This is a genomic window from Photobacterium sp. GB-210, from assembly GCF_003026075.1.
Lineage (GTDB): Bacteria > Pseudomonadota > Gammaproteobacteria > Enterobacterales > Vibrionaceae > Photobacterium.
In genome coordinates, this window is record NZ_PYNU01000005.1 from 138,737 (window position 1) to 152,501 (window position 13,765).

14 protein-coding genes are annotated in these 13,765 nt (G+C 39.3%); 5 read left to right on the forward strand and 9 right to left on the reverse strand.

What is annotated here, in order from left to right; all coding sequences use genetic code 11:
* Positions 1–18: 18 nt before the first annotated feature.
* The 3 genes from C9J38_RS09845 to C9J38_RS09855 form a co-directional block, all read right to left on the reverse strand.
* Positions 19–339, reverse strand: a complete 321-nt coding sequence (locus C9J38_RS09845; protein ID WP_107206926.1) for a hypothetical protein — start codon at positions 337–339, stop codon at positions 19–21.
* 161 nt (positions 340–500) lie between these two features.
* The gene (locus C9J38_RS09850) at positions 501–782 is read right to left on the reverse strand and encodes a hypothetical protein (protein ID WP_107206927.1); all 282 of its coding nucleotides are present in this window, start codon (positions 780–782) and stop codon (positions 501–503) included.
* Between the two features lie 164 nt (positions 783–946).
* A complete protein-coding gene (locus C9J38_RS09855) occupies positions 947–1,999 on the reverse strand; it encodes a hypothetical protein (protein WP_107206928.1) in 1,053 nt (350 codons plus the stop codon).
* 393 nt (positions 2,000–2,392) lie between these two features.
* On the opposite strand from C9J38_RS09855, the gene C9J38_RS09860 reads away from it, so the two are divergent.
* On the forward strand, positions 2,393–2,671 hold the full coding sequence (locus tag C9J38_RS09860) for a hypothetical protein (protein WP_107206929.1): 279 nt from the start codon (positions 2,393–2,395) through the stop codon (positions 2,669–2,671).
* 3 nt (positions 2,672–2,674) lie between these two features.
* Here C9J38_RS09860 and C9J38_RS09865 read toward each other — a convergent pair whose 3' ends face one another.
* The 5 genes from C9J38_RS09865 to C9J38_RS09885 are packed head-to-tail and all read right to left on the reverse strand — an operon-like array spanning position 2,675 to position 7,613.
* Entirely contained in the window at positions 2,675–3,616 is a 942-nt protein-coding gene (locus C9J38_RS09865; protein ID WP_107206930.1) for a hydroxymethylglutaryl-CoA lyase, read from the reverse strand.
* On the reverse strand, positions 3,600–4,403 hold the full coding sequence (locus tag C9J38_RS09870; protein ID WP_233217808.1) for an enoyl-CoA hydratase-related protein: 804 nt from the start codon (positions 4,401–4,403) through the stop codon (positions 3,600–3,602). Before C9J38_RS09870 ends, C9J38_RS09865 begins: the two co-directional genes overlap by 17 nt.
* 16 nt (positions 4,404–4,419) lie before the next feature.
* Positions 4,420–6,027 carry a carboxyl transferase domain-containing protein gene (locus C9J38_RS09875; protein ID WP_107206932.1) on the reverse strand — a complete coding sequence of 536 codons (1,608 nt, stop codon included), beginning with the start codon at positions 6,025–6,027 and terminating at the stop codon, positions 4,420–4,422.
* A gap of 10 nt (positions 6,028–6,037) precedes the next feature.
* A complete protein-coding gene (locus C9J38_RS09880) occupies positions 6,038–7,198 on the reverse strand; it encodes an isovaleryl-CoA dehydrogenase (protein WP_107206933.1) in 1,161 nt (386 codons plus the stop codon).
* Between the two features lie 31 nt (positions 7,199–7,229).
* Positions 7,230–7,613: a MerR family DNA-binding transcriptional regulator gene (locus tag C9J38_RS09885; RefSeq protein WP_199188099.1), complete on the reverse strand. Its 384-nt coding sequence runs from the start codon at positions 7,611–7,613 to the stop codon at positions 7,230–7,232.
* Between the two features lie 203 nt (positions 7,614–7,816).
* On the opposite strand from C9J38_RS09885, the gene C9J38_RS09890 reads away from it, so the two are divergent.
* From C9J38_RS09890 to C9J38_RS09910, 4 genes are all read left to right on the forward strand, one after another.
* A complete protein-coding gene (locus C9J38_RS09890) occupies positions 7,817–9,085 on the forward strand; it encodes a thiolase family protein (RefSeq protein ID WP_107206935.1) in 1,269 nt (422 codons plus the stop codon).
* A 40-nt stretch (positions 9,086–9,125) separates the two neighbouring features.
* Complete coding sequence (locus tag C9J38_RS09895; RefSeq protein WP_107206936.1) at positions 9,126–10,325, forward strand: enoyl-CoA hydratase/isomerase family protein; 1,200 nt, start codon at positions 9,126–9,128, stop codon at positions 10,323–10,325.
* Positions 10,326–10,426: 101 nt separating this feature from the next.
* Complete coding sequence (locus tag C9J38_RS09900; RefSeq protein ID WP_107206937.1) at positions 10,427–11,185, forward strand: SDR family oxidoreductase; 759 nt, start codon at positions 10,427–10,429, stop codon at positions 11,183–11,185.
* Positions 11,186–11,446: 261 nt separating this feature from the next.
* On the forward strand, positions 11,447–12,328 hold the full coding sequence (locus C9J38_RS09910; RefSeq protein ID WP_107206939.1) for a VirK/YbjX family protein: 882 nt from the start codon (positions 11,447–11,449) through the stop codon (positions 12,326–12,328).
* Between the two features lie 84 nt (positions 12,329–12,412).
* Here the strand turns inward: C9J38_RS09910 and C9J38_RS09915 are convergent, their stop codons facing one another.
* Positions 12,413–13,756, reverse strand: a complete 1,344-nt coding sequence (locus C9J38_RS09915) for a TrkH family potassium uptake protein (RefSeq protein ID WP_233217642.1) — start codon at positions 13,754–13,756, stop codon at positions 12,413–12,415.
* Positions 13,757–13,765 lie beyond the last annotated feature (9 nt).

The window sequence follows — 13,765 nt, forward strand, 5'->3', positions numbered from 1 at the left end:
AGCCCCTGATTGTCAATATTATTTTGTTTGACCCGCTGGCATAGAACTATTGATTCTGACTGGACCTAAACCAATAACACACTGTTTATAACCTTTTTCCCAGCCTTTTAGGTAAGCTGCTCTATTTACGGTATCGTAGCTATTTACTATTTCTTTGGATGGTAAAAACTGCGCTTCCATGGCATTTTTACAACCATCGTCATATCCTTTTTTTTCTACTGGCGCCGTATCTTGTTTTACGATTTTTGTGATCACTTGTGGTTCTGATTGCGGTACAGTCTGTGTCGCACAACCTGAAATCAATAAAGTTAAGCCAATAAAGGGTAAATATTTATTCATAATATACTCAGTTATATATTCAATCTTGCTGTGATTACAAAAGCGACAAGCAAAACCATTATAATTCGTTATGAGTATATTATAGCAATACCCTTAATCAAACCGTAACCAATGCCATAGTGGTTGAAATTGTGAGTATTTTAAGCGATGAACTAAATGCATTATTGCTTAAGCGATACAACTATCTCTTTAGAAGAGCGAGTATCACTCCAATTTAATAATTTTGAATAGAAGTATTTTAGTATTATCAGATAGATAGTGATGAGACTGAAACTGGTTATGGTACTAATCCCTTGTTGAAAATGATTATCACCAGAAAGAAGTAATATTAAGCCAAGACTGACACCAAGTGATGAAATCATTAGCCATAGCGGAAAACTAAGCCTGAAAAACTGATAGAAATGGAACAATACAGAGAAGATCACTTTCTTTAAATGAAACATAATGTACTCCTAAGCGAAATTGTTGCCTAGTTGTTAAATTATTCCAGTTATTGATGAGAGTGAAGTGCAGTGATCAGATTTTGTGTCGTTGTTCATGGTTTGATGGTAACGATGAGGCGGTATTTCGCATCATCGTTATAGCCATACCATAATTACTTTTGTGCCTATGGGTGAGTTGGTTTAGGAATATAACGGCCTAAACGATCAATTTTTCTGTTTTTAGAGAAGAACATTTCAAGCTCAATCATGACCCCAGGGTTAGCGTGATAGTTGTATTCACGAGGGAATTCTAGCTGCGGACGAACACCTAGATATAGCCAGTGTTTGTAAATACGTTTATTCCATGTTGCAGATATCCAATAGTTTGTGATTTCTTTATTTTCTCCAGTATCAGCACTGATCCCTGTTGAATATTCGAATAAATTCTTATCATCATAACGATGGAATAATTCAAATTGCTGGAGAAGTTCCCATTTATCGTCTTCTTTCAAGTACTGCGCGCTGGTTGTGGTTTTGAATATTTTCGAATGCTCAGGGTTTATCGCGTAATAGCCACTGAGCTCACTCAGATAACCTAACCCTTTTGAGTGATAATAAAAGACTTGTTGTTCAAGTCGGGTTGTCCAGTTTTCACTAATAGGATCAACGCGTGTAAGTCGCATTTTTGTGAAAGGATCAAGTGGAAGCTTTAATTTAATACCAATATCAAAATCTGAATTCCAGTTGCCAAAGTGGGCATCTTGAAGACGAAATGCACCCACAGTATCGCCTGATGTGGTTTTGTTGCCTGTGGCAATACCACGTTGCTTGTTTTCAAGACTATCGAAGTCGCCGGGCTCGGAATCAATGATTAGTTTCCAGTCTCTTTTTACATGGGGCAGGTCAAGTTTGAAATAAACTTTGAAGTCATTATCAAGTTTGCCACGGTAAGAGTAGGCTAAACGATTACGAATACGTAAATAGCTTCGGTTGGTAAGTGCACTTTCGTCATCGTCTTTCGCTAAACTTTCGTCAAGGTACTCGCCAATATCATGGACGGTGTTGGTAAGTGATTGGTGTGAGTCATCAACCCAATCTGCCATGCTTGATTGATTGTTGGGATCAGTACTCGTATCGCTAACGGGTTCAGCTTGGCTAATACTGGGTATTATTGAGAATAAAAAAAACGGTAAACAAAGCTGTTTATAGCGAGTTTTAAATGAGACTAATGGTTTCAATTTGTTCAAACTTCCTTTTCGAATTCGTCACTATAGTTCTAAATAAACATCAAAATACAGATGTTATTTTTTACTGAGAATAGAGACACTTAAATTGTTATGATTTTATGCTAACAAAGCTAATTATCTCAGTTGTTATATTTTCATCACTAAATCATCATCTGAATGATGTGTAATCACACTATACTGAAAATGATTTTTATGCTTACGTCCTCATAGCTAGGATATTATTGATACACAGTATTTATCAATCGCTTTTGAATATTGTGGCTTATTATCACAAAGCTTTTGTGACATGTAGTGTAAATATTAATGGTATGTTCTAGAACTTAATGACAGTTTTAGATATTTCTGTTATTGAATCATATGAAACTAAGTGCGCTCGAGGGATGTATGGATAGTTCAGAGATAGAAAGCATTAAACGGGATATGTCAGTAAAAGTTCATGATATTTTTGATAACTTTGAAGAGCATAATAACCGACTACCAACGATGGAAGAATTTCGGAGTATCTTTCATGATTGTGCTGATCACTATTTAGGCCCATTAGATAAACAGATTGTCGATGGTATTAATGCTAATTTAGAGCGTCAACGTATCCGTGAACAACAGTTGTGGGACGCTGTGAACGAGCTTGAATCTGAAGAACGAGTTCGTAGAGACGCTGAATAAAGTTTATGGGCGATGCGCCATAGCTAAAGCAACTTTAGACTGTGGTCGTATCCCCAATTGTTGGCAAAATGTTTGACTAACCAGTGTGAATTTTTCTAAATCTATGCCGGTTTTGATGTTAAGTCCTTGGCATAAATAAAGAACATCTTCTGTTGCTACATTACCACTTGCTCCTGGTGCATATGGGCAACCACCTAATCCCGCAATACTACTGTCTATTGTCGTAATGCCCATTTGCATTGCTTGATAAATATTCGCGATTGCTTGCCCATAACTATCATGGAAATGGACGGCGATGGCTTTTGATTGAAGTTGCTGATTTACACATTCCAACAGGGTAGCAACGCGTAATGGCGTTCCTGTTCCTATTGTGTCTCCCAGTGACACTTGATAGCAGCCCATGTCGATGAGAGCTTTTGCAATTTCTGCGACTTGTTGTGGTGGTGTTTTTCCTTCGTACGGACAATCTATCACACAGGATAAATACGCACGTACAGGTATTAAGTGTTGATGGGCTATCGCAATAACAGATTCAAATCGTCGAAGGCTTTCATCAATACTGGCGTGTATATTGTTTTGCGTGAAGGTTTCAGAGCAAGAAGTAAAGATAGCGACTTCATTGGCATTAACGTTAATGGCCGCTTCTAGGCCTTGTAAATTAGGAGTCAGAGCTGAGTAGAAAATATTGGGATGGCGTTGAATGTGCGAAAATACACTATCCGAATCAGCCATCGCTGGGATCATTTTTGGCGAAACAAACGCACCTGATTCGATATGCGTTAAGCCTGTCTGACTCAGTTCATTAATCAGCGCTATTTTAAGCGCTGTTGCTTTATCACCTAATGTTGAAAGATGAGGTTCGTTTTGTAATCCATCACGGGGCCCAACCTCAAAAACGGTAATAGCATCGGGTAGCGATAATTGAAGCTTATTCGTTAATGTCATTGGCTTTACTCCAACTTGGTGGGACTTTATCGAAAAAAGCTTGTATGCCTTCTTGTGCTTGTGGTGAACATCGAACTCGGGCGATTAATTCACTGGTATAACGAATTAAACGTTGATCAATGATTTCGACTTCACATTGACGACATAAGGTTTTGACTGTTGCAAGCGCTGCTGGGCTATTGGTTAAGATTTGCTGAAGTATTACCTGTTTTTCTTGTTGTATATCATCACAAATAAGGTGAATTAGACCAAGTTCGAGTGCTTGTTCTACCGTGATTAACTCTGCGGTTAACATAAAACGTTTTGCTTGGCGGATCCCAATTGCACGACAAACATACGGGGCAATTGTCGCTGGCACTAACCCTAACCTTACTTCACTTAAACAGAATTTAGCGTTGATACTTGCAATAGCAATATCACAGCAACAAATTAACCCTAATGCCCCCCCAAAAGCAGCACCTTGAACGATGGCAATGGTGGGAGCTGGAAAGTGGTTGAGTTGATTTAGAAGTTCAGCAAGTTGAGCTGCATCTTGTTGATTATTTTGCTCTGTTTCTAAAGCCATGTTTTTCATCCAATGCAGATCAGCACCCGATGAAAAATGTTTACCATTGGCTTCAAGTAGTAGGCCGCGTATCTCTTTGTTTATTTTAAGTTGATTAAGGGCGGTGAGCAGATCACCGATGATTTCAGCATTAAAAGCATTCGATTTATCGACACGGTTTAAAGTAATGGTCGCGATATTATTAGGTGAAACCGACACTAAGATATTTGGTTGTGTTTTCATAATATGACCTAAAAAGTTACATGCGGAAAATACCAAATCGGGTTTCTTTTATAGGGACATGCTGAGTAATTGAAAGCGCCTGAGCTAATACATCACGTGTAGATTTAGGATCAATAATGCCGTCATCCCACAGCCTTGCACTGGCGTAGTAGGGATGACCTTGTTTGTCATAGAGCGCTAAAATCGGCTGTTTGATTTGTTGTTCGTCTTGCTCTGTCCAAGGTTTATTTCCTCGTTGGCGGATAGCCTGAGTGATTTGTGATAAGACTTCAGCGGCTTGCTCACCTCCCATGACGGATATGCGCGCATTAGGCCACATCCATAACAGAGTTGGATCATAAGCTCTCCCACACATACCATAATTCCCTGCGCCGTAAGAGCCTCCGATGATAACGGTAAATTTGGGCACATTGGCACAGGCAACAGCCATCACCATTTTTGCGCCGTGTTTTGCAATACCTTCTGCTTCAACCCGTTTACCAACCATAAATCCGGTGATGTTTTGTAAAAACAACAGAGGGATTTTCCGCTTACAACATAGCTCAATAAAGTGAGCGCCTTTTTGTGCCGATTCTGAAAATAGAATGCCATTATTAGCAACAATACCAACAGTGTGACCTTCAATGGATCCAAAGCCACACACGAGGGTATTGCCATACATAGCTTTAAATTCGTCAAATTCAGAGTTGTCGACTAAACGGGCTATGAGCTCTTTAATATCAAATGGAATACGGATATTGGTACCCACAATGCCGTAGATGTCATCCATGCTGTATTTAGGTGGAGAAGCAGTCGAATCATGATGAATACTAGCACTTGGTATATTGCAGCTAGCAATAGCATCACGTGCAAGACTCAATGCATGTGCTTCATCATTAGCATAATAATCAGCAAGACCTGATTTTTTACAATGAACATCGGCTCCACCTAATTCTTGTGCTGTTACTTCTTCACCTGTTGCTGCTTTTACTAAAGGGGGACCAGCTAAATAGATTGTTGCTTGATCTTTTACCATGATAGACACGTCAGACATGGCTGGAATGTATGCGCCACCTGCAGTGCACAACCCCATAACTACGGCAATTTGAGGGATCCCTTTCGCTGACATTTGAGCTTGATTGAAAAAGATGCGACCAAAATGATCTTTATCGGCAAAGACTTCGGCTTGGTGGGGTAGGTTAGCGCCGCCAGAATCAACAATATAAATACAGGGAAGATGACACTTTTCAGCGATTTCTTGGGCTCTCAGGTGTTTCTTTACCGTTAGTGGGAAATATGTTCCACCCTTAACTGAAGGATCGTTGGCAATGATCATACACGCATGCTGGTGGATGTAGCCGATGCCAGCAATAATGCCAGCACAAGGCACGGCTTCGCTATAGACATTTAGTGCGGCAAAAGGGGCTATTTCTAACCATGGACTGTGTTTATCAAGTAACTGATGAATTCTTTGTCTTACTGGTTGTTTACCTTGTTTTTTTTGATGTGCTAATGCCGATTCTCCACCACCTTGATGGATTATCTCTAGCTGGGTGTTTAAGTCGTCAACCAACAATTGCATCTCATCATTATTGTTTTTGAACCATTGGCTGGTTGTATCTACTTTTGAGGTAAGTTGAGCCATGGCTTACTCCTTAGCGAGCTGATTCTGAGAATAATTCACGTCCAATTAGCATGCGTCTTATCTCTGAAGTTCCTGCACCAATTTCATAAAGTTTGGCATCTCGTAATAAACGTCCGGCAGGGTAATCATTGATGTAGCCATTACCACCGAGTATTTGAATGGTTTCTAACGCCATTTTTGTGGCTAGTTCAGCACTAAGCAAAATTACGCCAGCTGCATCTTTACGGGTGACTTCACCGCGGTCACAGGCTTTTGCAACGGTGTAAACATAGCTGCGAGCAGCATTGAGTTGGGTATACATGTCTGCAATTTTGGCTTGGATCAGCTCAAATTCACCAATCGCTTTGCCAAATTGTTTTCGTTCATGGATGTAAGGGATCACGACATCCAAACATGATTGCGCGATACCGAGTGGGCCGGCAGCAAGTACTACGCGCTCGAAGTCTAATCCACTCATTAAGACTTTTGCGCCGTGGTCGACGTCACCCAGTACGTTTTGTTTCGGTACTTTGCAGTTAATAAAAACTAACTCGCACGTATTTGAACCACGCATACCTAATTTGTTGAGCTTTTGCGCAGTAGAGAAACCATCAAATTGTGATTCAATAATAAAAGCAGTGATTGCGTTGGCTGAGGTGCGGGCATAGACCACAAGCGTATTGGCTTCTGGTCCATTAGTGATCCACATTTTATTACCGTTGAGTAAAAAATGATCACCGTGATCTTCTGCTTTTAACTGCATGCTCATAACATCAGACCCAGCATTCACTTCGCTCATTGCCAGTGCACCAATGTGTTCTCCTGTGATTAATGCTGGTAGGTATTGTTGCTTCTGAGCATTATTACCATTTCTGAATATTTGGTTTGCACACAAGTTAGAATGAGCACCGTAGCTCAATCCGATTGAAGCAGAAGCACGACTGATCTCTTCCATCACGATAACATGTTCTAAATAGCCCATAGCAGCCCCACCGTATTGTTCAGCAATGGTGACGCCAAGTAAGCCCATTTCGCCTAATGATTGCCAGAGGTAATGGGGAAATTGATTGTCTTGATCTATTTCGTTAGCGATAGGAGCAATATGTTCAGCAGCATATAAGTTAACCTGTTCGCGCAGCATATTGGCAGTATCACCTAAATCAAAGTTGAGTGGTGAGTATTGGCTATGCATAGTAAAGCCTCCTTTGCGGAACCTGTTCAGATTACTTGTCTTTGTATGATTCTGTTTTTATTAGGGTGTGCATACAGCGTTTTTTTGCGCGTTCAAGTTCAATAAGAGTGATATCAATATCGGCGCGTTGATGGGTCAGTTGTCGTTGTTTTTGGTCGATGATGTTGATCATGGAAAGAAGCTGAGCATGGCTTTTGTTGTCATCGTATAAACTGAAGAGTTCCCCGATTTCTTGTAAAGAAAAGCCTAAACGCTTACCGCGAAGTATTAAACCGAGTCGAATTTTATCTCGTCGTCCATAGACACGATTAACGCCATCTCGTTTAGGTGAAAGCAAACCTATATCTTCATAAAAGCGAATACTGCGTGGTGTTATTTTAAATTCGTTTGCAAGCTCGCTGATTTTGAAAGTCATCACATTGAGTCTCCTGCAACGTTAGATAGGTAAAAACTTTTCACCTATCGGTTAAGCAGAGCAGTGATTTTGAGTATTAAAATCCCAGCAAATGTTTCTTAACGTTTACGTAAATGTTAGTGCTATGCTTACAAAAGCGTCAAGAAATCCCCTAATATTCCTGCAGGCAATGTTTTCTAAATTGACGTAAAGAGGTGATTGGTATGAGTAAGGATATTCTGATCGTTGCTGCTAAAAGAACGCCAATTGGGAGTTTTCAAGGCGATTTACGGCATTTTTCCGCCACTCAGCTTGGTAGTATTGTTATTGAAGCAGCATTACGAGATGTTAAACGTGTTCAGCCAACAGATACGACTTTAGAACATAATAATGAGATAGAGTATGAGCACATTGCACAATTGATTGATGAAGTCTTTATGGGCTGTGTATTAACGGCAGGTGTTGGGCAAGCCCCTGCAAGACAAGCAGCTTTGATGGCAAAAATTCCTGTATCGGTTTCCTGTACTACGATAAACAAAGTTTGTGGCTCAGGGTTAAAATCAATCTTATTGGCTTGCGATATGATTAAAGCTGGAGCGATTCGAACGGCTGTCGCTGGAGGCATGGAAAGTATGACCAATGCACCTTATTTACTCACAGACAGTCGAAACGGTATGCGAATAGGCCATAAAGCGGTACTTGATCATTTATATCTAGATGGATTGCAAGATGCATTTGATGGGCACTTAATGGGCGTTTATGGTCAACAAACGGCAACAAAATATAATATTTCACGAGAAATCATGGATGAATGGGCTGTAAGGTCAATTAATAAAGCCCGCAAAGCGGATAGTCGTCAGGCATTTCACGCTGAAATCGTCCCTATTACTGCTCAGAGTCAAAAAGCATTAGTGACGGTTGAAAAAGATCAGCACCCGAATGAAGTGAATATTAAGAAAATACCAAACCTTCCTCCTCTATTTTCGCAACATGGTGAACAAGGTACGATCACTGCCGCTTCATCAAGTGCTATTGGTGACGGTGCCGCAGCTTTAGTGTTAATGGAAGCTGAACAAGTTCGACGACAAGGCTTATATCCACTGGCATCAATTAAAGGTTATGCCAGTCATAGTCGATCCCCCGATGAATTTACTATTGCACCTATTCATGCCATTAACCAATTATTAGATGATCTTAATTGGTCTATTGATGATGTGGACTTGTGGGAAATTAACGAAGCTTTTGCTGTGGTGACAATTGCCGCGATAGAGCAGCTAGGTATTGATGCTGAAAAAGTGAATGTTAACGGTGGAGCTTGTGCATTAGGTCACCCAATAGGCGCGACAGGAACAAGAGTCGTGGTGACATTAACCCATGCATTACGACAACAAGCGCAAATGTTGAGTGGCACGAAAACGCTAAAAGGTGTTGCTGCTGTATGTGTTGGTGGAGGAGAAGCATTGGCAATTGCGATTGAAGTTGATGTTAAATAGTATGACATTGAAGATTGGAAATAAGTTAAAGGAGTAAGTGATGACAGGAATGGTGAATGTTTCCTATATCCGTTGTACTGATGGACATAGTATTGGTGTACTAGAGCTGGATAATCCATCATCGCTTAATGCACTTACGTTAAATATGCATAAAACGATTTACCAGTATTTACAGCTTTGGCGTGAAGATGAAAGCATTGTTGCTGTAATGATTAAATCGGTGGGTGATCGCGCTTTTTGTGCAGGTGGGGATGTGCGCAGTATGTATTATGCAATGGAAAATGATCCTGCTTTAAAGCATCAACAAAAGCCACCAAAGATAGCGTTAGATCAAATTGAAAGTCACGTAGCTAAGCCATTTTTAACGGAATATTTCTCCGTTGAATATAGTTGTAATTTACTCATCCATCACTATAACAAGCCCGTAATTGCGTGGGGACATGGGTATATCATGGGGGGAGGATTAGGATTATATATTGGCGCAAGCCATCGCGTTGCTTTACCGAATACAGTATTAGCGATGCCGGAAATAACTATTGGCTTATATCCTGATGTTGGTGCGACATGGTTTTTAAACCAGCTTCCTGATGGGATCGGTATGTTTTTGGGCTTAACAGGTGCACATGTCAACGTTTGTGATGCTCGAGATTTAGCAATGGTTGATCATATTGTTGCAAATAGTGCTTATGATAATGTTGTTAAACAATTAAAGCATTACCCATGGTCAACAATATTGGCTGATACGCAAAGTCAGTCATTGGTATCAGAAGCAATCTCGGTCATATTAAATAACGGTGCTGAAAAAGCGCACTCTGTGTTACCTGCAAATCAATTGATGCCATACTTTGCACAAATTCAGGCGGCTTGTTTTGCTCAATCATTACCCACTATTTACGACCAAATTAATGCCATTGATGGTTTGGGCCGCTGGATAGAGACAGCAAAAAAGGCCATGAATGCAGGTAGCCCTATTACCGCACACATTTGTTTTAAACAAATACAAAGCTACAAAGATGTATCTTTACTTGACTGTATAAAAATGGAACTGGGTCTTTCAGTAAATTGTGGTTTGTTAGGTGAGTTCAAAGAAGGTGTCCGAGCGCATTTAATTGATAAAGATTATATGCCTAACTGGATTTATTCATCTGTAAATGATGTTGATAACAAGGTAATTGAGCAAATATTTACACCTATCTGGTCTGAGCATGAGAATCCAATTAATCAGGTCAATATTAGCTAATTATTTATAATAACTTAGATTTTATGAATAGAAATATTGTGATGGATAAATATACGTTAAAGTAACAGAGTTAAACTTTTGTTTTAATTCAGGAGCAATTAATGAATATTGAGAATAGCGTTGTTGTCATTACCGGTGCTAGTCAAGGTCTAGGCCAAATGATGGCTGTAACTCTAGCTCAAATGGGCGCTGAATTGGCTTTAATTGATATCAACTCAGCTGGGTTACGTCAAACGCAAGATCAGTGTCATATGTTAAACAGTAAAGCAATGATCTATGAGGCTGACGTAACAAGCGAAGATGAAGTTGTTCAAGCATTTGCACATATTATTGAAGATTTCGGTCATATTAATGTCTTAATTAACAATGCTGGTATTCTTGATGATGGCTTCCTGGTTAGTGAAAGTAATGACGTATTAACGAAAATGCCGCTAGACCAATTTCAAACGGTGATGGATGTTAATGTTACTGGTTCATTTTTGTGTGGACGAGAAGCCGCTGAAAAGATGATCAAGACAGAATCTCAAGGCGTTATTATTAACATTTCAAGTGTCGCTAGAGCAGGAACATTAGGCCAAACTAACTACGCGGCGTCAAAAGCGGCAGTTGCAACGATGGCTGTGGGCTGGTCGAAAGAGTTAGCAAAATACGGTATTCGTGTTGCTGCAATTGCTCCCGGTTTGATTGATACTCCTTTAACTGACCAATTGAAGCCCGAAGTGCTTGAAAAAATGAAGGCATCAGCACCTTTTGAGCGTGTTGGTAACCCTGAAGAGATTGCCCATACAGTGAAGTATATTATTGAGAATGACTACTTCACTGGGCGTATTCTTGAAATTGATGGTGGTATGCGTTTATAACGTTAATTAACCATAAAACATCGCATATAGTGCCATGCCTCCGCCGACTACAAACATAATCATAGAGACAGTAAAGGCGAATTTAGCAAGGTATGGCATTAATTTTTCCATGAGATTTCTCTGTTCATTATTTCAATGAATGAATATTACCTTTCATCTTCTGTTTAGTGAAGATAATTAAATTTATTAAATATAATTCTATTACTTATTCTTTATACTTATTTCGTATACAATTGCGAAAAACAAGATTAGAGATATCTTATGAGTATATTAAAGTCTGCAAAGCTCGCTTACAGTCATAAAAATCACGGTAAAACATTATCTATCGCTAAATACGCGATTAGAGCGATGGTATATTCACGCCAATATAATGAACTCGCTCATTTCTTTTTAAATGATCAACGAAAAGAAGTCATTGATCAGCAACCTGAATTTTTAATGCGCTTTACAAAACCCTATTTGGCTACGTGTTTTTCTAAAAATCAAATTGTTGAGGTTTTAAAAAAACATTATAACTGGATGGAAAGCCATTTTTCAGATTCAGCTCGACATACTATTTATACTGATGAATTAGAGCTTTATAGCTTTGATATTGAAGAAAAGTCCTATCAAGTTAAACTAAGTTTTGACCACACTTATCGCCGCGAAGGGGAATTAGCGTTAATACTGACAGATAGCAATGATCACCGTTATTACGCTATTGCATTTACCGTTATTGATAATGATATTTATGTTGGTTGTATGCAAGGTGGTTCTAACGATAATGGATTTAGTCGTTTATTTACGAAAGCTTTTTATGGCTTACGACCAAAGTCTTTTATGGTTGAAACCTTACGTTTATTTGCTAATGATATGAATATTGAGCATATATATGCGGTTAAAAATAGTGCACATGTATACACTGCTAAGCGCTATGGTAAAAAAGCATCAACGATCAACCTTAACTATGATCAATTATGGCAAGAACATAATGGTGAAGAATACAATGATGCTTTTTATTCATTACCATTACATACAGAGCGTCGCGCAATGGAAGATATCAAACGACCAAAGCGTAAAATGTATCGTGAACGTTACGCCTGGTTAGATGAATACGATCAAGATCTTAAAGAACAATTGGATAGTGTTACGATTCAACATTGATTTATTGTAGTGAATGAATCGATTTAGCAATAAAAAAGGCTTGTCACGATACATAGTGACAAGCCTTTTTATGTTTTTCTTATTTTAACCTGCTGCGACGTTATCTTCAGGATATTTCAGCAAGGTTGGTTTAGGACGAGCTAACATGTATGCCAAGGTTAGTGGGCCTAAACGACCGATGATCATGACGACTATCATGATGTATTTACCGGGTTCAGATAAGGTTGCTGTTAAACCAGCAGTAACGCCTACGGTTGCAAATGCTGAAATGGTTTCAAACATTACCTCATAGAATGGGGCTTTTTCCGTGATCATTAAGGCAAACATTGCAATGGTAAGTACAATGCCACTAACCACAATGATGGCTAATGATTTTGTCACCGTTTGGTTTGAAATTGTGCGCTTAAATAGCACTACACGATCACGTTGCTTTAAGAACGACCATGTTGCCAAAATAGCTACGACAAAGGTTGATACCTTAATACCGCCACCTGTAGATGTTGAACCAGCACCAATAAGCATTAATAGCATCATGACCAACATAGTTGGTTCAGTAAACTTACCAATATCAACACTGTTGAAACCGGCTGTACGTGCTGTAGCTGATTGGAAAAAGGCTGCTAACCATTGCCCTGATTCATTAAGTGACCCAAGAGTGTGGCTATTATGGTGTTCTAAAAGCCAAATCATTACGGTACCAACAAATAATAGGATGGGTGTTGCTATTATCATTATTTTTGAATGCAAAGATAAAAAATGGAACCCACGGTGTGCATTTCTTTTGATATCAGAAATAACAGTAAAACCTAAACCGCCTAATATGAATAATGATGAAATCGTAATAATAACAAGAGGATCATCAACATAGCGTGTTAAGCCATCTGAAAATAAAGAAAAACCCGCATTGTTAAAGGCTGAAATCGAATGAAAGACAGCAAAGAATAGACCTTGCTCCCAACCCATCTCAGGTACCCAGCGTAGCGACAGAAAAAATATACCGATCAATTCACAAATAAGCACAAAGATAATGATGTGTTTTACAAGGCGGCGAATATTTGTGAATTTATCTTGTCCTAATTGTTCTTTCGTTAATGCTTGTTGACGTAAGCTTAACCGCAAACCAAACATGTAAAGTAAAACGGCAGACAATGTCATTTGTCCTAAACCGCCAATTTGCATGAGTAGCATTAATAACACTTTACCACTAATGGAAAAATGCGAGCCTGTATCTACTACACCTAAGCCCGTTACACTGATCGCAGAAGTTGCAGTAAATAGAGCATCGACAAAACTAAGCCCTGAAACTGAAAATGCAGGTAACGTGAGCAGGATTGCTGCTGGCATTAAAATGGCTAAAAAACTAAAAATGATGATCTTAGGTTCAGACCATCTTTTTTTATGGTTGTCAGTTTTGATAGGGACATACATGCCCCTGTT